Annotated in this window: 22 protein-coding genes; 9 read left to right on the top strand and 13 right to left on the bottom strand. The window is 60.2% G+C overall.

Features of this window, described 5'->3' with window-relative positions:
* The first annotated feature begins 61 nt into the window (after positions 1-61).
* Positions 62-769 carry a hypothetical protein gene (locus AC3WQN_RS12190; protein ID WP_103400925.1) on the top strand — a complete coding sequence of 236 codons (708 nt, stop codon included), beginning with the start codon at positions 62-64 and terminating at the stop codon, positions 767-769.
* A gap of 90 nt (positions 770-859) precedes the next feature.
* On the opposite strand, the gene AC3WQN_RS12195 is transcribed toward AC3WQN_RS12190, so the two are convergent.
* Entirely contained in the window at positions 860-1,762 is a 903-nt protein-coding gene (locus AC3WQN_RS12195) for a LysR substrate-binding domain-containing protein (RefSeq protein WP_103400926.1), read from the bottom strand.
* Between the two features lie 122 nt (positions 1,763-1,884).
* Between AC3WQN_RS12195 and AC3WQN_RS12200 the strand changes: the two genes are divergently transcribed.
* The 3 genes from AC3WQN_RS12200 to AC3WQN_RS12210 all read left to right on the top strand — a co-directional run bounded on the left by AC3WQN_RS12200 (position 1,885) and on the right by AC3WQN_RS12210 (position 3,836).
* Entirely contained in the window at positions 1,885-2,523 is a 639-nt protein-coding gene (locus tag AC3WQN_RS12200; protein WP_103400927.1) for an FMN-dependent NADH-azoreductase, read from the top strand.
* Position 2,524: 1 nt separating this feature from the next.
* Entirely contained in the window at positions 2,525-2,830 is a 306-nt protein-coding gene (locus AC3WQN_RS12205; RefSeq protein ID WP_095078187.1) for a DMT family transporter, read from the top strand.
* Between the two features lie 115 nt (positions 2,831-2,945).
* The gene (locus tag AC3WQN_RS12210; protein ID WP_103400928.1) at positions 2,946-3,836 is read left to right on the top strand and encodes an esterase/lipase family protein; all 891 of its coding nucleotides are present in this window, start codon (positions 2,946-2,948) and stop codon (positions 3,834-3,836) included.
* A gap of 115 nt (positions 3,837-3,951) precedes the next feature.
* Here the strand turns inward: AC3WQN_RS12210 and AC3WQN_RS12215 are convergent, their stop codons facing one another.
* Positions 3,952-4,827 (bottom strand): DMT family transporter, encoded by an 876-nt coding sequence (locus AC3WQN_RS12215; RefSeq protein ID WP_103400929.1) that lies wholly within the window; start codon positions 4,825-4,827, stop codon positions 3,952-3,954.
* Positions 4,828-4,922: 95 nt separating this feature from the next.
* Between AC3WQN_RS12215 and AC3WQN_RS12220 the strand changes: the two genes are divergently transcribed.
* Both AC3WQN_RS12220 and AC3WQN_RS12225 read left to right on the top strand, forming a co-directional pair.
* Positions 4,923-5,708, top strand: coding sequence for an AraC family transcriptional regulator (locus tag AC3WQN_RS12220; protein WP_103400930.1), 786 nt, complete (start codon positions 4,923-4,925; stop codon positions 5,706-5,708).
* Positions 5,709-5,828: 120 nt separating this feature from the next.
* Positions 5,829-6,842 carry an AI-2E family transporter gene (locus AC3WQN_RS12225; protein ID WP_103400931.1) on the top strand — a complete coding sequence of 338 codons (1,014 nt, stop codon included), beginning with the start codon at positions 5,829-5,831 and terminating at the stop codon, positions 6,840-6,842.
* Between the two features lie 48 nt (positions 6,843-6,890).
* On the opposite strand, the gene AC3WQN_RS12230 is transcribed toward AC3WQN_RS12225, so the two are convergent.
* The gene (locus AC3WQN_RS12230; protein WP_103400932.1) at positions 6,891-8,165 is read right to left on the bottom strand and encodes an Hsp70 family protein; all 1,275 of its coding nucleotides are present in this window, start codon (positions 8,163-8,165) and stop codon (positions 6,891-6,893) included.
* A gap of 292 nt (positions 8,166-8,457) precedes the next feature.
* Between AC3WQN_RS12230 and AC3WQN_RS12235 the strand changes: the two genes are divergently transcribed.
* The 3 genes from AC3WQN_RS12235 to AC3WQN_RS12245 all read left to right on the top strand — a co-directional run bounded on the left by AC3WQN_RS12235 (position 8,458) and on the right by AC3WQN_RS12245 (position 15,032).
* On the top strand, positions 8,458-9,399 hold the full coding sequence (locus tag AC3WQN_RS12235) for a DnaJ C-terminal domain-containing protein (RefSeq protein WP_103400933.1): 942 nt from the start codon (positions 8,458-8,460) through the stop codon (positions 9,397-9,399).
* A gap of 41 nt (positions 9,400-9,440) precedes the next feature.
* Positions 9,441-9,746, top strand: a complete 306-nt coding sequence (locus AC3WQN_RS12240; protein ID WP_103400934.1) for a chaperone modulator CbpM — start codon at positions 9,441-9,443, stop codon at positions 9,744-9,746.
* 198 nt (positions 9,747-9,944) lie between these two features.
* Complete coding sequence (locus AC3WQN_RS12245) at positions 9,945-15,032, top strand: NEL-type E3 ubiquitin ligase domain-containing protein (protein ID WP_103400935.1); 5,088 nt, start codon at positions 9,945-9,947, stop codon at positions 15,030-15,032.
* A gap of 65 nt (positions 15,033-15,097) precedes the next feature.
* On the opposite strand, the gene ureC is transcribed toward AC3WQN_RS12245, so the two are convergent.
* From ureC to urtB, 10 genes are all read right to left on the bottom strand, one after another.
* The gene (gene ureC, locus AC3WQN_RS12250; RefSeq protein ID WP_103400936.1) at positions 15,098-16,798 is read right to left on the bottom strand and encodes an urease subunit alpha; all 1,701 of its coding nucleotides are present in this window, start codon (positions 16,796-16,798) and stop codon (positions 15,098-15,100) included.
* 153 nt (positions 16,799-16,951) lie between these two features.
* A complete protein-coding gene (locus tag AC3WQN_RS12255; protein ID WP_103400937.1) occupies positions 16,952-17,260 on the bottom strand; it encodes an urease subunit beta in 309 nt (102 codons plus the stop codon).
* The gene (locus tag AC3WQN_RS12260; protein ID WP_103400938.1) at positions 17,257-17,790 is read right to left on the bottom strand and encodes a GNAT family N-acetyltransferase; all 534 of its coding nucleotides are present in this window, start codon (positions 17,788-17,790) and stop codon (positions 17,257-17,259) included. The genes AC3WQN_RS12255 and AC3WQN_RS12260 overlap by 4 nt, the downstream gene beginning before the upstream one ends.
* A 6-nt stretch (positions 17,791-17,796) precedes the next feature.
* Positions 17,797-18,330, bottom strand: a complete 534-nt coding sequence (locus tag AC3WQN_RS12265; protein ID WP_103400939.1) for a GNAT family N-acetyltransferase — start codon at positions 18,328-18,330, stop codon at positions 17,797-17,799.
* Between the two features lie 9 nt (positions 18,331-18,339).
* Positions 18,340-18,642, bottom strand: a complete 303-nt coding sequence (gene ureA, locus AC3WQN_RS12270; RefSeq protein WP_095144787.1) for an urease subunit gamma — start codon at positions 18,640-18,642, stop codon at positions 18,340-18,342.
* A gap of 59 nt (positions 18,643-18,701) precedes the next feature.
* Positions 18,702-19,541 carry an urease accessory protein UreD gene (locus AC3WQN_RS12275; RefSeq protein ID WP_103400940.1) on the bottom strand — a complete coding sequence of 280 codons (840 nt, stop codon included), beginning with the start codon at positions 19,539-19,541 and terminating at the stop codon, positions 18,702-18,704.
* A gap of 30 nt (positions 19,542-19,571) precedes the next feature.
* Positions 19,572-20,270 (bottom strand): urea ABC transporter ATP-binding subunit UrtE, encoded by a 699-nt coding sequence (gene urtE, locus AC3WQN_RS12280; RefSeq protein WP_103400941.1) that lies wholly within the window; start codon positions 20,268-20,270, stop codon positions 19,572-19,574.
* Between the two features lie 130 nt (positions 20,271-20,400).
* On the bottom strand, positions 20,401-21,273 hold the full coding sequence (gene urtD, locus AC3WQN_RS12285) for an urea ABC transporter ATP-binding protein UrtD (RefSeq protein WP_103400942.1): 873 nt from the start codon (positions 21,271-21,273) through the stop codon (positions 20,401-20,403).
* Complete coding sequence (urtC, locus tag AC3WQN_RS12290; protein ID WP_103400943.1) at positions 21,270-22,349, bottom strand: urea ABC transporter permease subunit UrtC; 1,080 nt, start codon at positions 22,347-22,349, stop codon at positions 21,270-21,272. The genes urtD and urtC overlap by 4 nt, the downstream gene beginning before the upstream one ends.
* Positions 22,349-23,851: an urea ABC transporter permease subunit UrtB gene (gene urtB, locus AC3WQN_RS12295; RefSeq protein ID WP_103400944.1), complete on the bottom strand. Its 1,503-nt coding sequence runs from the start codon at positions 23,849-23,851 to the stop codon at positions 22,349-22,351. The genes urtC and urtB overlap by 1 nt, the downstream gene beginning before the upstream one ends.
* Positions 23,852-23,899 lie beyond the last annotated feature (48 nt).

Here is a 23,899-nt window from a genome sequence, read left to right on the forward strand (position 1 = left end):
TGTAGGCGCTCGGCGGGTTGCTCAGTGAGTAACCCGTTTTGATTTTGTTCGGGGATTTATAATGAACAAGGACAGTGTTTTTCTGGTTGCGGGCGGTCTGTTGTGTGTTTTAGATGGTTTTCCGGAGTCGTGGAGGGAGGATGTACTAAACACACTGCTTTTCTCCCAGTTATATGCAAGCTCGGAAGAAAATAAATTTTCTAGCACGGAGCAGTGGCATGCACGCTATATCTCAGCGATGGGAATGGCGAAATGGAGTCGTCCAGTATACAGGAGTGATAGTTTTGAGCCAGACAAGGACGAGGTCGTTGTATTAAAAGACCTGCTCCGAAAAAAAATTCTTGATGTCCTGGGCGATAACCAGATTGAGCCGCTTGAGCGGATGATAGGGTGTATTGAGCAATCTCCCGATCCACTGGTGGTATGGGCAATGCTTAAGGAACATGCCGTGGCCACTGTGCAGACAGAGGAAGCTTCTGAGGTTTCAACCATTGTGCTGCAGGTGCGTTTATTAGGCGCGGGGCCTGTTGTCTATTCAGTATTTGCCTGCTTTAGCACCACTGAAGAGGTTGAGGTTGACTTTTTCAATCAGCGTTTTGTGGGCAGTCATATTGTGGGTAAGGTCAGTCTCGACGTTTCGCTGCACGTACTGGATAAGGTGAGTTATAAGCGAAGTAAAGTGCGAGAGAAGATACTGGACGAACTACCTGATACCAAGAACGAGCTGGTGCTTGACCTGTCTTCAGAGTGCAGTTGCCTGTTGGAGTGAGGTGCCACGCACATTCAACAATGGACGTTGGCGTGTAGTGTATTCCCAAGTGTCTATCCGATTTGGTGATCGGCCCTTCGGGGCCGAAGCTCAACGTAAAGAATGCCCTGAAAGCCGTGCCTCTTCCTCTAACCATTGAAAGAAAAACCGCACCGACGGATGCCGTTCCCGTCCCGGAACACAGAGTGCGCTGTAGCCGGCGCCATTGACCTGAACTTCCGGGCGATACCCCACCAGCAAACCGCTGGCGACACTTTCCGACACCAGGATGTTGCTGGCCAGCACCAGGCCCTGGCCGGCTATCGCGGCTTGCAGGGCGTAATGCTCTTCGTCGTATTCGCGGGTGACCGGGTGGTTGTTCAGCCAGACTTCCCCGGCCTGGGCGCACCAGGCTGCCCAGCCATGGGCGTAGAGTTTGGAGTTGTGCCAATTCACGCTGATCAACGTCGGTGATCGATGACTGGCCAGCGCTACTTGCCCGGGGGAGCCATAGACGCCGAACTGTTCGTCGAACAGGCATTGGCCATAGAGGTTCGGGTAGTCCTCCAGGCTATAGCGGATGACCAGGTCGACGCTGGCGTCCTGGTGCAGGTCGATCACTTCGCAATGGGTGTCCAGGCGCAGCTTGATGTTCGGATGACTGGCGTAGAACCGCCCCAGGCGTGGCACCAGCCATAGAGTAGCGAAGGCCGCGGTGGTGGAAATCATCAGCGTGGTGCCGCTGCGTTGTGGACGCAGGGTGTCGACGCTCTGCGCCACCTCCAGCAAGGCCCCGTGCAGGCTGCGAAACAAGCGCTCACCACCGTCGGTCAGTTGCACGCGGCGCGGCAGGCGTTCGAACAGGGGCACGCCAAGCCAGGTTTCCAGCGCGCGAATCTGGTGGGAAATCGCGGTTGGCGTCACTGACAGCTCCTCGGCGGCCGCTTTGAAACTCAGCAGGCGCGAGGCTGACTCGAATGCACGCAGGGCGGTCAAGGGCAGCGAAGCGAACATCGCGGGACTCCATGGATGAATTCAACTCATCCGGACTGATTTTTACTCATTTGAAGACGGGCAGCTGTGAGCTTCAAGCTGCAAATCGAAAGCTATTCCAGTTTAGTCTTCAGGAGATTGAGATGAGTAAAATTCTTGCGATTCACGCCAGCCCCCGTGGCGACCGCTCCCATTCCCGGCGCTTGGCCGAAGTGTTCTTGGCGGCTTGGCAGGCACAACACCCTCAAGCACAGCTGACCCGTCGCGAAGTGGGGCGGGCGTTGATTCCGCCGGTAAGCGAAGCGTTTATCGCGGCTGCCTTTCATCCAGAACCCGAGGCTCGGTCGCTGTCGATGCAGGCCGATCTGGCGCTCAGCGATCAGTTGGTTGCTGAGTTGCTCGAGCATGATGGACTGGTGATCTCCACCCCCATGCACAACTTCAGTGTACCCAGCGGCCTCAAGGCCTGGATCGACCAGATCGTGCGCCTGGGCCTGACTTTCAACCACTCGCTGGACAACGGCATCGCCCAGTACGAACCGCTGGTGAAGGGCAAGAAAGCCCTGATTGTCACCAGCCGTGGTGGTTTTGGTTTCGGCCCGGGTGGCGAGAACGAAGCCATGAACCACGCTGATCCCCTGCTGCGCACGGCACTGGGGTTTATCGGCATCGACGAGGTCACGGTGGTTGCGGCCGAAGGTGAAGAGTCCGCCGAGCGCACCTTTGCCGTGTCATCCGCCGAGGCCGAGCAACGCCTGCGGGCGCTGGCCCGGGTGTTTTGAAGTGGCCTGGCTGTTCCTGCTGGTCGCCGCCGGGTTCGAAGTGACGTTCGCCATGGGCATGAAATACGCCGAAGGCTTCACCCGCTTGTGGCCGTCGCTGATCACCGTGGTGGCGGCCGTGGGCGGGATCTACTTCCTGACCCTGGCCATGCGCGAATTGCCGGTGAGCATTGCCTACCCGATCTGGACGGCCATCGGCTCGCTGGGCACGGTGTTCCTGGGCTTCGCCTTGTTGGGCGAAAGCCTGACGCCGGTCAAGCTGGTGTCGGTTGCCTTGATCGTGGCGGGGGTGGCGGGCTTGAAATAGGCGTCGGGGAATGTCATAGACGCAGGGTAAAGGTGTCATCTTCGATGGCGAGGCGGGTGGCCGACGTCTTGCATCCCAGCCTGGACCTTCCCAACGATCACAAGGATGTTTGCCCATGTCGCAGGAAACCGCCACGCGCTACCCCTTGGTATTGGTCCCGGGCATGCTCGGTTTTGTTCGTCTGCTGGTGTACCCGTACTGGTACGGGATCATCCCGGCGTTGCGCCGGGGTGGCGCTCTGGTGTTCGCTGTACAGGTCTCGCCGGTGAACTCCAATGAAATCCGCGGCGAAGAACTGCTGATGCAAATCGAGGACATCGTGCGTGAAACCGGTGCCGGCAAGGTCAATCTGATTGGCCACAGCCAGGGTGCGCTGACCGCCCGATACGCCGCGGCCAAGCGTCCGGACCTGGTGGCCTCGGTGACGTCGGTCGCCGGCCCCAACCATGGCTCGGAACTGGCGGATTACCTGCACCGGCACTACCCGCCCGACAGTGCGAAGGGCCGTGTCCTGAGCGCGGTACTGCGCCTGGTCGCGTGGGTGATGGGCGTGCTGGAAACCGGTCATCACGTGCGCAAATGGCCGGTGGATGTAGACGCCTCGCACAACTCCCTGACCGGCGAAGGCGTGGCCCTGTTCAATCAGCGTTTTCCGCAGGGCTTGCCCGAGACGTGGGGTGGACAGGGACCTGAGTGGGTCAACGGTGTGCGCTACTACTCCTGGTCCGGCACCTTGCAACCCGGCAAGACCGACCGGGGCGGCAATCTGCTGGACGGCACCAACCGTAGCTGCCGCTTGTTCGCTCATACCTTTGTCCGCGAGGCGGGGCAGTGCGACGGCATGGTCGGGCGTTACAGCTCGCACCTGGGGACGGTGATCGGCGATGACTACCCGCTGGATCATTTCGACATTGTTAACCAGTCGCTGGGGCTGGTGGGCAAAGGCGCCGATCCGGTGCGCCTGTTTGTCGAGCATGCGCAGCGGTTGAAAGCAGCGGGGGTGTAGCCGCTTTTGTGGCGAGGGAGCTTGCTCCCGCTCGAGCGCGAAGCGCTCGCAAAACCAGTCGAGCCGGGACGCAGCCTTCAGGGCGACTGCGCAGCCCAGCGGGAACCACAGTAGATCAAGCGCGACCGAGCACCGTGGTCCAGCGCTCGGACAGCAGCACCCCGCCCAATGTCATCAGCCCGCCCACCAGGTGGTACAGCGCCAACTGCTCATGCAGGACCACGGCGGCAATCAGGGCGGTGATCAATGGCAGCAGGTTGAAAAACAGCGTGGTCCGGCTCGGTCCCAGGCGCACCACTGCCTGCATCCACGCCAGGGGCGCGACCATCGAGGCGAGCAGGCAGGCGTAGAGCACCAGCGGAATGTTCTGCAAGGTCGGGCCGACCTTTGGCGAGGCCACGAACAGCGGAAACAGCACCACCACCGCCACCAGCACCTGTAGGTAGAGCAACACCAGGGGCGGCAGGCGCAGCTGCCATTTCTTCAGCAAGGTGCTGTAGATCGCGTAGGCCAGGGTCGCGATCAGCATCATCGCATCACCCAGATTGACCCCGTGCTCCAGCAGCGTACCGAGACTGCCGGACGAGATCACCACCAGCACCCCGGCCAAGGACAACACTGCCCCGGCCAGCGCGCCGGCCGTCAGCCGTTGGCCAAGACTGACGATCGCCATGGCCAATGACATCAACGGCATCAGCGACAGGATGATGCCCATGTTGGTGGCGGTGGTCAGGGCGGCGGCGAAGTACGCCAGGCTTTGATACACCGCCATGCCCAGTACGCCGAGGATGAAGATCCTGGTCAGGTTCGGGCGAATCACTGGCCAATGGTTGATCACCGGTTTGAGCATGAAGGGCGTGAACAGTATCCCGGCGAGTAGCCAGCGATAGAAACCGATCTCGGCGGGGAAAATCGCACCGGCCGACATTTTGGTGATCACGGTGTTGCCGGCCCAGATGAATATGGCCAGCAGGGGATAAGCGTATTGCATGGGAAAAACCAGAACGTTGATGAAGCGCGATTATCCCCTGTCTGGATCAATGCCTATACTTCGATCCAGACAACCCACCCTTGAATCCGGACAGCATGAACAGAAAGCCCATCGATCTGCTGGATTTCAGCGGTTTACCGGCGCCGGTGTACTTCCGCTACGCCGACTTCGACGCCAACAGCCACGCATTGGCCCATCGCCACCCCTGGGGCACCCTCGAATATTCGGCGCACGGCGTGATGCACATGGACATCGCCGGCAGTCGTTTCATGTCGCCCCCGCAGTACGCGGTGTGGGTTCCGCCGCACACCGAGCACAGCTTTTACAGCACTCAACCGATTACCTACCGTGCGGTGTGCCTGGCGCCGGAGATCTGCCGTGATCTGCCGCAGCAGGCCTGCACCCTGGCGATCAGCGACATCCTCAAGGCGATCCTCAAGGACTTTGCCGCCCGTGACGTGAAGATCGCGCAGCACCCAGCCGATGTTCGCCTGGCCCAGGTGCTGGTGGACCAACTGCACCTGGCGCCGGTGCATGAGTGTTACTTGCCTTACGCCAGCAGCGCCGGACTGCTGGGCATACTTGAAGCCTTGCAGGCCGACCCGGGGGACAACCGACCACTGGCGCAATGGGCTGAGCAGATCCACGTCAGTGAGCGAACCCTGGCGCGCCAGTGTGTGCGAGAGCTGGGCATGAGCTTCGGCGAATGGCGTCAGCGCCTGCGGTTCCTGGCCTCGATCGAGGCGCTGGACAGTCCTCGCAGCATTCAGGAAATCGCCTTTGACATGGGCTACAGCACGGCCTCGGCGTTTATTGCGATGTTTCAGCGCCAGGCCGGTTGCACACCCGAGCACTATCGTCGCACCAGCCTGGATAGTTGATGAACCTGTTGCAGGCTTTATCTACACTCAGGCCCAAAAGTCTGCCGACACAATGCCTAGTGCTGGCATCCGAACGCTGGCAGACTGCCGATCCTTTCACGCCGTTTGTTTTGAGGCTGTATGCCAACGTTTTCTCAGCGTCACGTGTTGCTGTCAGTCAGTTGGGTAATCATTTTTGGTGGTTTGTTGCTGGTATTGCCGCTGCGACTTCTGCCGAGCCTGCTGGCCGGATTACTGGTGTTCGAGCTGGTCAACATGCTCACACCACAGCTGCAACGGCTGATAGAGGGGCGGCGAGCACGCTGGCTCGCCGTGGCGTTGCTCGGCACCCTGGTGGTCAGTGTGCTGGCGTTGATCTTTGCCGGTGCGTTCAGCTTTTTGTTGCATGAGGCGGAAAATCCCGGGGCTTCCCTGGACAAGTTTATGGGTGTGGTCGACAAGGCACGCGGGCAGCTGCCTCCGTTCGTCGACGCCTACCTGCCCGCCAGTGCCGCGGAGTTTCGCGTGGCCATCGGCGAATGGCTGAGCAAACACCTGAGTGATCTGCAACTGGTGGGCAAAGACGCGGCGCACATGTTCGTCACGTTGCTGATCGGCATGGTGCTGGGGGCGATCATTGCCTTGCAGAGCATACCGGATGTCACCAAGCGCAAACCCTTGGCCGCCGCCCTGTTCGATCGCCTGCACCTGCTGGTGCAAGCCTTTCGCAATATCGTCTTCGCCCAGATCAAGATCTCCCTGCTCAACACAGCGTTCACCGGGATCTTCCTGGCGGTGGTACTGCCGATGTTCGGGATCCAGCTGCCGCTGACCAAGACCCTGATCGTGCTGACGTTCCTGTTGGGCCTGCTACCGGTGATCGGCAACCTGATCTCCAACACACTGATCACCATCGTCGGTTTGTCATTGTCGATCTGGGTGGCCGTCGCGGCGCTGGGTTACCTGATTGTTATCCACAAGCTGGAGTACTTCCTCAACGCGCGGATCGTCGGCGGGCAGATCAGTGCCAAGTCGTGGGAGTTACTGCTGGCGATGCTGGTGTTCGAGGCCGCGTTCGGCCTGCCGGGGGTGGTGGCGGGGCCGATTTATTACGCGTACCTGAAGAGCGAGTTGAAGCAGGCGGGGTTGGTTTAACTACTCCATGATTGTTCCCACGAGCGCGGGAACAATCATGGAGGGGCATTAGGCCAATGTGCCGTAACGCTTCATGGCGTCGATCGCCAGACCGCTGCCAATGCTGCCAAAGATGTTCCCTTCCACATGGCGCGCGTTCGGCAGCATGGCCGAGACGCTGTTGCGCAAGGCCGGGATCCCGCTCGAACCGCCGGTGAAGAACACCGTGTCGACGTGCTCGACACCCACGTTGGCATCGCTCAGCAGTTGGGTCACGCTGTTGCGCACACGCTCGAGCAAGCCATCGATGGCCGATTCGAACAGTGCCCGGCTCAGCTCCACACTCAAACCCGACTCGATGCGATCCAGCGGCACATGCCGGTTGTCCGCGTGGGTCAGCTGGATCTTGGTTTCCTCGACTTCCATCGCCAGCCAGTGCCCGGCGCGTTGCTCAATCAGCTTGAACAGACGGTCGATGCCACCAGTGTCCTCGATGTCGTAGCGCATGCTGCCCAGGGCAATCTGGGATTTTTGCGAGTAGACCGAGTTGATGGTGTGCCAGGTCGCCAGGTTCATGTGGTGACTGGTGGGCATGTAGGCACCGCTCTTCATCCGGCTGCCGTAGCCGAACATCGGCATCACGCCTTGCAGGCTCAGTTGCTTGTCGAAGTCGGTCCCGCCGACGTGTACGCCACCGGTGGCGAGGATGTCGTCCTGACGCTGGTCCAGGCCCCGGCGCTCGGGTGACAGGCGCACCAGCGAGAAGTCGGAGGTACCACCGCCGATGTCGACAATCAGTACCAGCTCTTCTTTCTCGATGGTCGACTCGTAGTCGAAGGCGGCGGCAATCGGTTCGTACTGGAACGACACTTCCTTGAAGCCGATCTTGCGCGCCACTTCCACCAGCGTGTCTTCGGCTTCCTTGTCGGCGACCGGGTCATCGTCGACGAAGAACACTGGACGACCCAGCACCACTTCTTCGAACTCCCGACCGGCTTCGGCTTCGGCGCGCTGCTTCAGTTGGCCGATGAACAGCCCCAGCAGGTCCTTGAACGGCATGGCCGTGCCCAGCACGCTGGTGTCGTGCTTGATCAGCCTGGAACCCAGCAGGCTCTTGAGCGAGCGCATCAGGCGGCCTTCATAGCCCTCCAGGTACTCGTGCAGCGCCAGGCGGCCGTACACCGGGCGGCGTTCTTCGATGTTGAAGAAGACCACCGAAGGCAGGGTGATCTTGTCGTCCTCCAGCGCGATCAGCGTTTCCATGCCGGGGCGCAGCCAGCCGACAGTGGAGTTGGACGTGCCGAAGTCGATACCGCAGGCACGGGCCGCAGATGCGTTTTTCATGTCTTTCGAGTTCCGGTTAAAAAACGGCCGCGCAGTGTATGCCAGTGCGGCACAGAACCGAAGGCCGACTATCCGCTAAATCTCAGCTTTCCGCGCCTTGAAAGACTATCCTTGCTCCCCAAACTTACAGGCATGGCTTGGCAGCCACTGCGCGATCAACGGATTCGCCCGGCTGCCGATAAACTTCTGACGCGCTGTCCGGTCACAACCCTGAGATCGGTCAAGCCTGCTGCGACCCATCGGTGCAAGCTGGCAGGCGGCGCGATATCGATAACGGATGGTGATTCGAGCGATGGACTTCAAAGACTATTACAAGATACTCGGTGTGGAGCCGACCGCTGACGACAAGGCGATCAAGGCCGCCTATCGCAAGCTGGCGCGCAAATACCACCCGGATGTCAGCAAGGAAAAGGACGCTGAAGCCAAGTTCAAGGATGCCTCGGAAGCGTATGAAGCGCTGAAAAGCGCCGACAAGCGCGCCGAATACGATGACTTGCGCCGTTACGGCCAGCATGGCCAGCCATTCCAGGGGCCTCCGGGCTGGCAGAGCCGTGGTGGTTTTGGCGGCGGTCAGGACGCAGGTGACTTCTCGGACTTCTTCAGTTCGATCTTCGGTAACCGTGGCCCGGGCTTCGGTGGTGGACAGCCTGGCCGTAGCGCCGGTCGGCGAGGGCAGGACGTGGAAATGGAACTGGCGGTCTTTCTTGAGGAGACCCTGTCGAGCGAGTCGAAGAAGATCAGCTTCCAGGTGCCGCAGTACAACGCTGGCGGACAGCACGTCAGCAACACCAGCAAGAGCCTGAACGTGAAGATCCCGGCCGGTGTCACCGATGGCGAACGCATCCGGCTCAAGGGCCAGGGCGCACCGGGTATCGGTGGTGGCGCCAATGGCGACCTGTACCTGACCATTCGCTTTGCACCGCACCCGAAATTTGATGTGGAAGGCGAAAACCTGATCATCACCTTGCCGTTGGCGCCGTGGGAACTGGCGCTGGGTGCCGAGGTGGCAGTGCCGACCCTGACGGGCAAGATCAACCTCAAGGTCCCGGCCGGTAGCCAGAACGGCCAGCGCATGCGCGCCAAGGGTCATGGCCTGCTGAACAAGGCGGGCGAACGCGGCTACCTGTTCGTGCAACTGAAGGCGGTGATGCCCAAGCACAGCGACGACGAGGTCAAGGCCTTGTGGCAGGAACTGGCGAAGAAGGCTGCGTTCAATCCGCGAGAACACTTTTGATCGGCGCACATTCCAGCGCCTGAGCAATGGAGTCATTGACTATGAGCAGTCCCCTGATCGTTCAACTGGACATGGCAGAATTCTGTGAGGCGACCGGTTTACCCGACGTCTACGTGATCGAAATCGTCGAACACGGCATCCTCGAACCTCAGGGCGCACAGCCCGGGGACTGGCGTTTCAACGACGTCGAACTGGCCTTGGCCAAACGCGCCGCGAAATTGCGGCGCGACCTGGAGCTGGAATGGGAAGGCGTCGCCCTGGCGCTGGACCTGCTTGAAGAAGTGCAGCAGTTGCGTGCCGAGAACCGGATGCTCAAGCAGCGGTTGGCGCGGTTGGTGGTGGTCTAGGCAGGATCGGGCGGCGCCGTTTGCCGCCCGTCTTTGCAAGGGCCATCATTGCGGGTGGTACATACATATTTTCAGTATTCGAATAGTCGGCAATTAACACGTGTCTTAGGTGTTTTATGCGTGGCTATTTGGTTTATTTATAGAGGTGGATTTTTAGTAAGTTTGGCACTCTTTAACGTGTGTTGAGAGATCCAGACAATGGTTAAGTTAAATAAGCTATCTACAAGTAGCGGTGTTGTCGCGCTCCCTGGATATATGGGTTCGCACTATGAATTCATCAGGAATAAACTGCCGGCCTGGCTTCTGGAGACGGCATCGCATCGGCGAAAAGTCTTGCGCGATATCGGGCTATTTAGCCCAGGACGGCATAAACATGCCGCGCAGGATCTTCTGGATGCCTTTAAATACAGCAGTCAGCGGAGTTGGACTTCGCAGAACTCAGTCGATCAGATGCTGCTTGACCTCAAGGACGCCAAGGCCTTTGCCCGTCCACTCCTGCAGGCTGCGATCCTGGAGAAGTTCAAGGTTTCGGTTGATGTAGACCAGACGTTGTTGAGGCACGCGGTCGAGAGCCCTGAACCTTTCGCCGATGCCATAGTGTTAAAAAGCAGCCTGCTGGACGCAGCCTTGCACAACTTTACCGAAGACGACGAAACGGATGCCTTTATCGCCACAAGGACCCGGAGCGGTAAAGCATTATTCCTTTCGCCGCAAGGTGCACTGCCTTTTACGGTTGAACAGTTTGCCGGGCTGTGCCGAGAGTTGGACCTGGGGGGTAAGTATCAGGCGCATATCAATACGGTATTGGGGGTGGGCGACGTGGTGGCAGAGGGCGTCTTGAACGCTCGGGTCCGACTCAGCCAACAGCATGCGTTTAGTGCAGCGATCGATCTTGCACGACTCCAGGGGGACATCGATGGGGGCAATCGGGACGGCAGTGTTTATCGCCTGCTGGCGAAGGTCACGGAACAGCCGAATAACCTGATGCTGGATGGGAAGCCTGTTCAGTTCAATGGTTTGAAGCTGCTCGGCGACACCGAGCTGCTCGGGGTCCTGCTGATCGGGCCTGATCGCATCAGCAGTGATCATGTGCAGCGCCTGATTGTCTACATTCCCCATGACCCCGTCAGCCCGATCAAAGAGTACGCATCCGCGCAGCAGTTCCATAACGAATTGCGTGAGCGGCTACGCGATCGCAGGTATCAGGATTTTTTCAGTCGGTTTGTCAAACAGGAGGATAAAGCACGGTTTTTCAGGCGGTTGAATGAGCGCCTGACACCCCTTAAGCAGGAACCGAACAGCAGTGTATATGTACCAACTCCTGATCCTGCCGCCAGGATCCATATGGAGGAAACGCCGGTTCGAGGGGAGCTTTGGGTATTTCTCTTCGACCAGCAACTGAACAAACTTCTCAACGATGCGAAGTATGTTGCGGTGTCCACGGCCGATGTCGATGCACAGGCCAGTCATGAAAAACTGCTCGGCTATTTAGGGATCGCGTTGTCTGTCCTCAACGTGGTTGCGTTGTTCGTCCCGCCCTTGGGTGTGGCGATGATGGCGGTCATGGCCGCTCAATTGACTGATGAGTTGGTAGAGGGCATCGAGTCATTGGCGCAGGGCGATACGGATGAGGGGTTTGTGTATCTTATGGATGTTGCGCAAAACGTTGCTCAGCTTGCCATCTTGTCGGCGGTGGGTGCTGAGAGCGCTGAGCCCGTTACGCCTTTGAAGCGATCTCCTTTTTTCGATACGTTGAAACAGGTCACCTTGCCGAACGGGGAGACTCGTTTGTGGAAACCCGATCTCAAACCCTATGAGCATAGGGAAACATTGCCCCAAGGCCTGAAGCCCGATGAGCTTGGCTTGCTGCGGCATGATGGTCAGGCGTTTGTGCTTCTGGGCGATAAGCACTATGCAGTGAAAAAGGACCCGGTTAGCGGCAAATACAGGATCGCACATCCTGACCGAGCAAATGCCTATGCACCTGAGTTGAACCATAACGGCCACGGCGCCTGGAGCCATGAAGTGGAGCAGCCGCGGACCTGGACGGAGCCCGAACTCATGAGGCGCCTGGGGCATAGCGTCAGCGAGTTCAGCGATACCGAACTCGTGCAGATTCGCGAAGTCAGCGGCACCGATGAAAACGTCTTGCGCAAGATGTACGTCGAAAACGAGTCACCGGCGCCGATACTGGTCGATACGATCAGTCGATTTGACGTGTACAAGCAGGTCGAGAACTTTATCGCCGACATGAAGAGTGATTTACCTGTCGGGCCGGGAACGGATCATTCGATCAATCAACTGCATGTCATGACGCGTTATGGCAAGTGGCCGGACACGGTGTCGATACGGATTATCGATGGGCAGGCAAAGACACTCTGGGAATACGTCAATCCACGGGGCACTCCGGACAAGACACGGATCGTGCAGATCCATGATGCGCAGATACGTGGCGGGCGTCTGTTGGGAACGCTCCTGGAGTGCCTTGATGAAAGTGAAGCCAATGTTGTGCTTGGTCAAAGGCCTGGAACCCCCCGCGATACTCTGGATAAGCGCGTCGAGACGTTGCGTGCAAACATCGCCAAGGTTGCCGAACGCCATATAGTCGAGTTCTTCAATGATGTCTACAACACCAGGAACGGGAGCAGCGATCCACGGCTCAATTTGATCAAATCGCGCTTTTCCAACGTGCCCACGAGTGTGATTGAACAGTTGCTCGCCGACGCCAACAGTACTGAACGACAGCAAATGGCCAAATGGGATTTCACCAACACGTTGCAAACCAAGCCCATTCCCTTGCGCCTGGCTGAGGAGCTGCGCTGGATCCAGCGCGAAGTGCGTCTGTCGCGTGCGTACGAGGGGCTTTATCTGGACGCGCTGATGAACCAGGACGCAGAGGCACTTGCACTCAACTCACTCAAGAAGCTGCCAGGCTGGTCGAACGATTTGCGTCTTGAAGTTCGAGACGGTTTGTTCAGCGGAGATCTGCGGGCCAGTGTCGGTCCTGAAAGTGCCGGTAGTCGAAAGGTCCTGGTGCGCAATGAAGATGGGCGGTACGAGGCTCGTGATCAGGATGATGGTCATTTGCACGGAGCCGATGATTTCTATGCAGCGCTTCAGCATGCCTTGCCAGACACGCAGCGCCAGGCGATAGGCGTGCCTCATGTGGGGCAAGGGCCAGAGTTGAAAGCGTTGATCAGACAGCATGTGCTGGCTCGCGGTGAATTGCGCTCGCTGTTGGGCATGCAACCCATCAGGCCCGGGTTCAGGGCGCCTCAGCGCTGGGTCGATGGTCGCCTGGGCTATCCACTGACTGGGCGCGGGGCAGGCATGAGTCCACGGCGGGTATCGGACAGGGACCGAGTACTCAGGCTTTTCCCCAACTTCACCGATGGGCAAATTGACGGTTTTCTGGAGTTGTTGGTCGATAAGCGTGAATTGTATCTGCTGAATTTCGAGGCCGAGTTTCAACGCTTTTTGAGTTGGTCGGACCAATGGCTGTCGACCCCTTCCACGCGTGTTTTACCAGATGGCAGTACGGTAGCGATCGAGCAGTATGACAAACAAGTGGTCGTTGAGTTACTCAAACGCTGCTGGCAAAAACAGACAATCAGGTACTCTCAATATGGTGTTCGCCGGGGGTATGAGCTGAGTCTGCGGGGACGAACTGTCGGGGCGCTACCTGCTCTGGAGGTGGACTTTAGTCATGTGGGTTTTTTGGACTTGAGTGACATGGACCTTGTGGCGGCACCCAATGACTTTCTCGATTCATTTTTCAAGGTTCAACGGCTGGAGCTCCAAGGGAACCGGCTAGTCGATATACCTGCGCAACTGGATGAGATGCCCGAGCTTGTCTATCTGGACATGTCCAATAACCGCATCCAGTTAACCGCCGACGCCGCGGCTTCACTGGCTCGCATGAGTCGTCTCAAACAATTGCGGCTAAGCCATAACCCGCTGGAGCGCACTCCTGATTTCAGTCAGATGAGGACGCTGGTCGAGGTTCGATTGCAGGCCACCGGGATCAGTCAATGGCCGGTCGGGCTCGTTGATCAACCCCGCCTGGCCATGGTCGACTTACGTGATAACCAGCTCACCTCATTTCCCGAATGGGCGGTGAATCCTCCGCCGGAGCAGGCGGCGGCCATCAATCGGGTATTGAGGGTTACCGAACTGAACGGGAATCCTCTTTCCGAGCATGGCGTAGAGCAGTATGCGGACATTCTGGTACGCATATACCTGGATAATGACGAGACGGGATTGATGCCGGCTCCCATCGAGACGCCGGCCGATCGTGGTGCCGAAGGGGGCACTTTGGCGCCATCGGTGCAGCGGGTCGATCGATGGCTACGTGATACGCCTGCTGCTGAACGCACAGCAAGAAAGGAGCAGTGGACGCTCCTCGACAGGGAGGCCCTCGATAGAGAAACGGCCGGAGGTGTGGCCGGAAGATCGATTAGTGAAAGCGAGGAGTTTTTCCGATTACTGGAAAAGCTGAGTAAGACAGCGGAGTACAACAAGGCTTATCCCGACCTCCAGGCTCGGGTTTGGGCGGTTCTGGACGCGGCTGGGGATAATGCCCTGTTGCGTGACGAACTGTTCAAGGCGGCCGGAGAGCCAGAGACGTGCAGTGATCGTGCTGCTCTGATGTTCAGCGATCTGGAAATCAAGGTACAGATTCACAAAGCCTTGGCACGTGTCGGAGACAAAGGCGCGGGGCCTGAGTTGCTCAAATTGGCCAAAGGGTTGTTCCGCCTGGATGAGGTTGAAGCATTTGCGCTCAATGACATCAAAGTACGCACAAAAGCGATCATCCGCTCCAATGCAGCCACACGGGAAATGGGCCGGCAGCTGATCTTGATGGATCAAATTGAAGTGCGGCTTTCCTATCGGGTGAACCTTCGGGAGAGGCTTGATTTGCCGGGGCAGCCTACCCAGGCTGACTACGCCGGTCTGCAATACGTGCCTCACGCCAAGCTGCAGGCGGCAGAGTTGCATGTGAACAGCCTGGAAAACTCGAAGGCAGAGATTGATTCGATTGCTCGCCGCGACTTCTGGGCCGAATACCTGAAAGAGAAGTACGGGTCCAGGTTCGATCTGGCCTATGAGTCGCTCAATGAGCGCCTGGAGCAACTTGAAGTAACCAAAGGAACGATGACAAGTGATGTCTACAACACTCAGTCCAAGGCGCTGGCCGCTGAGGCTCGGGAGGTGGAGCAAAAGCTTGTCGACCTGTTGACCCCGCAAGAAATACTCAGCCTGGAAGATGGCGGTAACGACGCGTGACGATGCGCCATGGCTAAATCGAGCCCCGAATGTTGGCAGGTGCCGCATTCGGGGCTTTTGCCGAGTTAGAACAGAAAGTACCGCTGCGCCATAGGCAACACATCCGCCGGTTCGCACCACAGCAATTCTCCGTCAGCCTTGACCTGATAAGTCTGCGGATCGACCTCGATGCTCGGCAGATAGTCGTTGTGGATCAGGTCGGTTTTCTGCACATCGCGACAACCTTTGACCACGGCAATTTTCTTCTTCAAACCCAACGCTTCAGGGAGGCCGGCATCGTGGGCGGCCTGGCTGATGAAGGTCAGGCTGGTGGCGTGCAGCGAGCCACCAAAGCTTGCAAACATCGGGCGGTAGTGCACCGGTTGCGGGGTCGGGATCGAGGCGTTGGCGTCGCCCATCAGGCTGGCGGCGATGGCGCCGCCCTTGAGGATCAGCGTCGGTTTCACCCCGAAGAACGCCGGCCGCCACAGCACCAGGTCGGCCCACTTGCCCACTTCGATCGAGCCGACTTCGTGGCTGATGCCGTGAGTGATCGCCGGGTTGATGGTGTACTTGGCGATGTAGCGTTTGGCGCGGAAGTTGTCGTTACCCTCGCCATCTCCCGGTAGCGGGCCGCGCTGTTTTTTCATTTTGTCGGCGGTCTGCCAGGTGCGGGTGATGACTTCGCCGACCCGGCCCATGGCCTGGCTGTCGGAGCTGATCATCGAGAACGCACCAAGGTCGTGGAGGATGTCCTCGGCGGCGATGGTTTCACGGCGAATGCGGCTTTCGGCGAAGGCCACGTCTTCGGCAATGCTCGGGTCCAGGTGGTGACAGACCATGAGCATGTCGAGGTGTTCGTCGATGGTGTTGCGGGTGAACGGTCGGGTCGGGTTGGTCGAGCTTGGCAACACGTTGGTGAGACCGCAGGCCTTGATGATGTCCGGCGCGTGGCCGCCACCGGCACCTTCAGTGTGATAGGTGTGGATGGTCCGGCCCTTGAAGGCGGCGAGGGTGGTTTCGACGAAGCCCGATTCGTTGAGGGTGTCGGTGTGAATCGCCACTTGCACGTCGTACTGGTCGGCGACGTTCAGGCAGTTGTCGATGCTGGCCGGGGTGGTGCCCCAGTCTTCGTGCAACTTGAGACCGATGGCGCCGGCCTTGACCTGCTCGATCAGCGGCTCCGGCAAGCTGGCGTTGCCCTTGCCGGTGAGGCCGATGTTCATCGGGAACGCATCGGCGGCCTGAAGCATCCGCGCCAGGTGCCAGGGGCCCGGGGTGCAGGTGGTGGCGTTGGTGCCGGTCGCCGGCCCCGTGCCGCCGCCGATCATGGTGGTGACGCCGCTCATCAGCGCTTCTTCGATTTGTTGCGGGCAGATGAAGTGAATGTGGGTGTCGATGCCGCCCGCCGTGAGGATCATGCCTTCGCCGGCGATCACTTCGGTGCTGGCGCCAATGGCGATGTCGACGTTGGGCTGGATGTCCGGATTGCCCGCTTTGCCAATCGCCGCGATGCGTCCGTCCTTGAGGCCGACGTCGGCCTTGACGATGCCCCAGTGGTCGATGATCAGTGCATTGGTGATCAGGGTGTCGACGACATCGGCAGCCAGTAACTGGCTTTGCCCTTGACCGTCGCGGATCACCTTGCCGCCACCGAACTTCACTTCTTCGCCGTAGGTGGTGAAGTCCTTTTCGACCTCGACCCACAGCTCGGTATCGGCCAGGCGGACCTTGTCACCTACGGTGGGGCCGAACATGTCGGCATAGGCTTGTCTTGAGATTTTCATGTGCTTGCCTTGAAAGTGAGGTGCGGCAGTCCGCGTTCGGGCGCAGCAGTCGTGGAATCGGCCATCCCGGCTAATCAGATAGATCGCGTCTACGGTTTTTTGCGAGCGCTTCGCACTCGAGCGGGAGCAAGCTCCCTCGCCACAGGAGGTCTGTCAGTCGAGGTCACCCATGATCCGCCCGGCAAAACCGAACACCCGCCGATGACCGGCCAGGTCCACCAGTTCGACTTCCCGACGTTGGCCCGGCTCAAAGCGCACGGCAGTGCCGGCGGGGATGTTCAGGCGCATGCCGCGGCTGGCGGCGCGGTCGAAGGTCAGGGCGTCGTTGGTTTCGAAAAAGTGGAAGTGCGAACCCACCTGAATCGGCCGGTCGCCGCCGTTGGCGACGGTCAGGCTCAGGGTGCGACGACCGACGTTGAGTTCGATGTCGCCGGGCGCGATCTGATATTGGCCAGGAATCATTCAGGTTGCCCCAGGGTCTTGAAGTAGATGGCGGTCGGGGTGTAGCGACCGTCCGGGCTTTGGCAGTAGTTGGGCAGTTCACCGACACGGGTGTAACCCAGAGACTGATAAAACGCCTCGGCCGGCGAACCGGCTTCGGTATCGAGGTACAACAGGCCGCGTTTATGTTGGCGTGCAGCGAGCTCCAGGGTGCTCATCAGCTGTTGGCCAAGCCCACGGCGCCGCGCCTCGTACAGCACTTGCAGCTTTTGCACCTCGGCGCGGTTGCGGCCATTGGCTTTCTGGCACAGGCTTAGTTGCACACTGGCCAGGATCCTCTCCTCATCCACCACCACCCACAGCAACAGGCTGCCGCTCTCAAGGTCAGCCTGCAGCGCCTTGATGTAGGCGCGTGCCTGGTTGTCGTCGAGGTCGGCCATGAAGCCAATCGAGGCGCCGTGATTGACGGCATCGAACAGCAGCTCGGTCAGGCCCTGGCGGTAGTGTGCAAAACTCTCGGCATTGACGTGTCGCAGTTGGGCGGCGTTCATGGTGTTTCACTCCTTGTGAAAGACCGGTGGCTGGGCACCGGGGTCGAGGGTCAATTGCATGAAGGTCAGGTCCAGCCAGCGGCCAAACTTGGTGCCCACTTGTGGCATCTGCCCGGTGATGACGAAGCCCGCACGCTCATGCAGGCGAATCGAAGCGGCGTTGCCACTTTCGATGGCGGCGACCATCACGTGTTTGCCGCAGTCCCTGGCCCGCTCGATCAGCACGTCCATCAGGCGAGGACCAAGACCATGGCCGCGTTGGTCGCTGCGTACGTACACCGAGTGCTCGACGGTGTGGCGGAAACCGTCGAAGGGTCGCCAGTCGCCGAATGAGGCATAGCCGAGTACGGTGTTGTGGGCGTCGACGATCACCAGGACAGGGTAGCCCTGGGATTGGCGGGCGACGAACCAGGCTTGGCGATTGTCCAGGTCCACGGCCTGCTCGTTCCAGATGGCCGTGGTGTTCAGGACCGCATCGTTGTAGATGTCACGGATCGCCGGCAGGTCGTCATGCAGGGCGTCGCGGATGTGAAAAGTCATGGCGCGGTCTCAGGCGATGGGTTGGTGGACGGTGACCAGTTTGGTGCCGTCGGGAAAGGTGGCTTCGACCTGGATCTCCGGGATCATTTCCGGGATGCCTTGCATCACCTGTTCGCGGGTCAGCAGGGTGGTGCCGTAATGCATCAGCTCGGCCACTGTCTGGCCGTCACGTGCGCCTTCGAGCAGCGCCGCGCTGATGTAGGCCATGGCTTCCGGGTAGTTGAGTTTCACACCACGGGCCAATCGCCGTTCGGCGACCAGGCCGGCCGTGAAGATCAGCAACTTGTCTTTTTCGCGCGGGGTCAGGTCCATGGGCAATCCATCAAGGCAGATAAAAAATGGGGATTTGCAAATGCAGGCAACAGCATGAGTCAGGTGCTCCATATTCTTGGCGGCACCGCTTCGCGGCCGAGCAGGGCCGGGCGAAGCAACGTCCATAATGCAATTAGCCAGTTTCGTGCCAGCAGTGCTTCACTGGCCAGGCAGCGGGCGACCAACAGCCCGGGCAGTTGGGTCAGGTCGCCGCGCACGTCGCTGGCCAGCGAGCGGCACCGTTCGAGCAGTTCAGTGTCAATCTCTCCGGTCACCAGCAAGGTCGCCCAAACCGGCGAGCCGTCCAGCCCGATCGGCGAATCGAGCAGCCCATCCCCACCGACAATGCGCTGACGTTCATGCCAGAGCAACTGGCCGTCGCGGCGGATGTCGAGTCGTGATTGAAAGTGCCCGCACGCGAAGCGCTCACCACTGGCCGGGCGCCCCAGGGCGACCACGTCCCAAAAGAACAACCGCGCATCGCCTTGCAGATCGATCCGGGTGGCGAGCTCGGCCTGGGCGGCGCTGAAGACGATGGTTTCCTGCGGCAGCCATTCCAGCGTGGCGCCAGTAGCTACCGTCAAGTCGAGTTGCTGATAGGCGGGGGTAGCGGCGCGATACCACTTGGCGGCGCCGGGGCTGGTCAGTTGCGCCCAGGCGTCGGTGGCGACGTTGACGCTGACATCCAGTCGATCACCGCCGGCAATTCCGCCCGGCGGGTGCACGATGATGTGCTGGCACACTTGCGGGCCTTCAGCGTACAGGTGCTTTTGCACTCGCAGCGGGCCCTTGTGGCGGCGCTGGACCGGGCGCGTGCTGTCGCCGAATCGGGCGTAGCCGAGTTCCAGCTCGGCGTGCCAGCTGGGGGTGAACAAGGTGTCAGGGGCTGCGGCAGTCATCTTTTCTCATTATCGTCAGGAGGTTTCAGGTTAGATCGTTACCAGCCCGCGTACACCCTCGGTTTCCATGTTTGCTCCGCGACCTTGCTGGAGGATTTCACCCCGGGACATCACCAGGTACTGATCGGCCAGTTCGGCGGCGAAATCGTAGAACTGCTCCACCAGCAAGATCGCCATGTCACCGCGAGCCGCGAGCTGCTTGATCACCGCGCCGATCTCCTTGATCACCGACGGCTGAATGCCTTCGGTGGGCTCATCGAGGATCAACAGGCGCGGCCGACTGGCCAGTGCCCTGCCGATAGCCAGTTGTTGTTGCTGGCCACCCGAGAGATCACCACCCCGGCGTTGCTTCATTTGCAGCAGCACCGGGAACAACTCGTAGATGAACGCCGGTACTTCCCGGGCCTCTTTGGCGCCGAAGCGAGAGAGCCCCATCAGCAGGTTTTCCTCCACGGTCAGGCGGCCAAAGATCTCCCGGCCTTGCGGCACGTAGGCGATGCCGGCCTGCACCCGCTGGTGCGGCTTGGACCCGGTGATGGTCTTGCCTTCCCAGTTCACGGAGCCATCCGAGGCCGGCAGCAGGCCCATCAGGCATTTGAGCAGGGTGGTCTTGCCCACGCCGTTGCGTCCGAGCAGGCAGGTGACCTCACCGACCTTCGCCTCAAACGTCAGGCCCCGCAGGATGTGGCTGCCGCCGTAGTACTGGTGCAGTTTTTCGACGTGGAGCATGTTCGAATTCTCCTCAAATCCCTGTAGGAGCGAGCGTGCTCGTGAAGAACGTCAGGGCGACACATTCATGCAGAAAAAACGCGTCATCGTTGATGTCCATCGCGAGCACGCTCGCTCCTACCATTAACCATCAGCGGCCCAGGTACACCTCGATCACCCGCTCGTTGTCCTGCACCTGCGCCAGCGACCCTTCGGCCAGCACGCTGCCCTGGTGCAACACGGTGACGTGGTCGGCAATCGAGCCGACAAAGCCCATGTCGTGTTCCACCACCATCAGCGAATGCTTGCCGGCCAGGCGTTTGAACAGTTCGGCGGTGAATTCGGTTTCGGCGTCGGTCATGCCGGCCACCGGCTCATCGAGCAGCAGCAGTTGCGGGTCTTGCATCAGCAGCATGCCGATTTCCAGAAACTGCTTCTGACCGTGGGACAGCAAGCCGGCCGGGCGATTGACTGATGCCGTCAGGCGAATGGTGTCCAGCACGTCGCTGATGCGGTCTTTCTGCTCGCCCGTGAGTCTGGCCCGCAGGCTTGCCCACACCGACTTGTCGGTGTTCTGCGCCAGCTCCAGGTTCTCGAACACGCTCAAGGCCTCGAACACCGTCGGCTTCTGGAACTTGCGCCCGATCCCGGCCTGGGCGATCTGCACTTCGTTCATGCGTGTCAGGTCCAGGGTTTCACCGAACCAGGCCTTGCCGTGGCTGGGACGGGTCTTGCCGGTAATCACGTCCATCAGTGTGGTTTTGCCGGCGCCATTGGGGCCGATGATGCAGCGCAGTTCACCGACGCCGATATACAGGTTCAGTGCGTTGAGTGCCTTGAAGCCGTCGAAGCTGACGCTGATGTCTTCCAGGGTCAGGATCGTGCCATGGCGTGTGTTTAGGCCGGAGCCGACACGCTGGCCGAGGCCGATGGCGTCACGGCTGCTGCCGGCGTCCTTGTTCGGCTCCAGGGGCGGGAAGAAGGCCGGTTCCAGCATGAATTCAGCGCTCGCCGTCACGCTCATTGCTCACCTCTTTTCTTCAACAGGCCGATCACGCCTTTGGGCAGGTACAGGGTCACGATGATGAACAGCGCACCGAGGAAGAACAGCCAGTACTCGGGGAACGCCACGGTGAACCAGCTCTTCATGCCGTTGACCACACCGGCACCGAGCAATGGCCCGATCAGCGTGCCGCGCCCTCCGAGGGCCACCCAGACCGCCGCTTCGATGGAGTTGGTGGGCGACATCTCGCTCGGGTTGATGATCCCGACTTGCGGTACATACAGCGCCCCGGCCAAACCGCACAACACTGCGCTCAACACCCACACGAACAGCTTGAAACCGCGCGGGTCGTAGCCGCAGAACATCAGGCGGTTCTCCGCATCGCGCAGGGCGGTCAGCACCCGGCCGAATTTGCTCCGCGCCAGGCGCCAGCCGATGTACAGGCTGGCCACCAGCAACAGCACCGTAGCCAGAAACAACACGGCGCGCGTCCCGGGCTCTGTGATGCCGAACCCCAGGATCGTGCGGAAGTTGGTGAAGCCGTTGTTGCCGCCAAACCCGGTCTCGTTGCGGAAAAACAGCAGCATCCCGGCGAAGGTCAGGGCCTGGGTCATGATCGAGAAGTACACGCCCTTGATCCGCGAGCGGAAGGCGAAGAAACCGAACGCCAACGCCAGCAGACCCGGTGCCAGCACCACCAGGCACAGGGCCCAGATAAAGCTGCTGGTACCGGTCCAGTACCAGGGCAGTTCGGTCCACGACAGGAAGGTCATGAACGCCGGCAGGCCGTCGCCCGACGCCTGGCGCATCAGGTACATGCCCATGGCGTATCCGCCGAGGGCGAAGAACAGGCCGTGCCCGAGCGACAGCAGGCCGGCGTAGCCCCAGACCAGGTCCAGCGCGAGGGCGACGATGGCGTAGCAAAGGATTTTGCCCATCAGGGTCAGGGTGTAGGCCGAGACGTGCAGCGTGTTGTCGGGGGGCAGCAGCGAGAGCAATGGCAGCGCGAGCAGCAGTCCGAAAATCACTGCGCCGACGGCAATCGTCACGCCGGGACCGGCTTTTTGTGTGGCGGTAACGAGCAGGGGCTGGTTCATCAGTCGATCACCCGTCCTTTGAGTGCGAAGAGGCCTTGCGGACGCTTCTGGATGAACAGAATGATCAGCGCGAGGATCAGGATCTTGCCGAGTACGGCGCCGATCTGTGGCTCGAGAATCTTGTTGGCGATGCCAAGGCCGAAGGCGGCGAACACGCTGCCGGCCAACTGGCCGACACCGCCCAGCACCACCACCAGGAACGAGTCGATGATGTAGCTCTGGCCGAGGTCAGGGCCGACGTTGCCGATCTGGCTGAGCGCCACGCCGCCCAGGCCGGCGATACCCGAACCGAGGCCGAAGGCGAGCATGTCGACGCGTCCGGTGGGCACGCCGCAGCAAGCAGCCATGTTGCGGTTCTGGGTGACCGCACGCACGTTCAGACCCAGGCGCGTCTTGTTCAGCAGCAGCCAGGTCAGCACCACGACAAACAGGGCGAAGGCAACGATCACGATGCGGTTGTACGGCAGCACCAGGTTGGGCAAAACCTGAACGCCCCCCGAGAGCCACGCCGGGTTGGCGACTTCGACATTCTGCGCACCGAACATCAGACGCACTAGCTGAATCAGCATCAGGCTGATACCCCAGGTGGCGAGCAGGGTTTCCAGTGGGCGGCCGTAGAGATGGCGAATCACCGTACGCTCCAGCGTCATGCCGATCCCGGCGGTGACGAAAAACGCCACGGGCAGAGCGATCAGCGGGTAGAACTCGATGGCATTCGGGGCGAAGCGCTGGAGCAGTATCTGCACCATGTACGTGGAGTAGGCGCCCAGCATCAGCATCTCGCCGTGGGCCATGTTGATCACGCCCAGCAGGCCGAAGGTGATGGCCAGTCCCAGGGCCGCCAGCAGCAGAATCGAGCCGAGCGACAGTCCGCTGAAGGCCTGGCCGAGCAGCTCGCCCATCAGCAGCTTGCGTTTGATCTGGCCCAGGCTGGTTTGCGTTGCGGTGAGCACGGCGGCATCGGTTTCGACGCCGGGCTCGAGCAAGCCTTCAAGGCGGGTGCGAGCCAGTGGATCACCCGTTTCACCGAGCAGCCGGACGGCGGCCAGGCGCACGGCCGGGTCGCTGTCCACCAGTTGCAGGTTGGCCAGGGCCAGGCTCAGCGCGGCTTTAACCGATTCATCGTGTTCGCCCGCCAGTCGCTGGTCGAGGAATTTCAGCTGCGCCGGCTTGGCGCTTTTTTGCAGGTGTTGCGCGGCCGCCAGGCGGATTCTGCCATCGGTGGCGAGCAGTTGATGGCTGGCCAGCGCGGTGTCGATCAGACCCCGCAGGCGGTTGTTCAGACGCAGAATCTTGGCTTGGCCATCGACCATCAACTGCCCTTGTTGCAGGGCGTTGATCAACTCGATACGTGTTGGATCGGGTTGCGCGGCCCAGCCTTCCAGCAGCCTGGCCTGCTGTGTGGGATTGGCCGCGGCGAAATCCTCAGCGTCGCCTGCCTGTACCGCCAGAGGCAGCAACAGCAGGCAAGCGACGATCAAGCGGTAAAGAGGGGTGGGCATATCAGTGGCCTTGCGCGGACTTTGTGGGAGCGGGCTTGCTCGCGAATG

This window comes from Pseudomonas sp. FW300-N1A1, assembly GCF_058789115.1.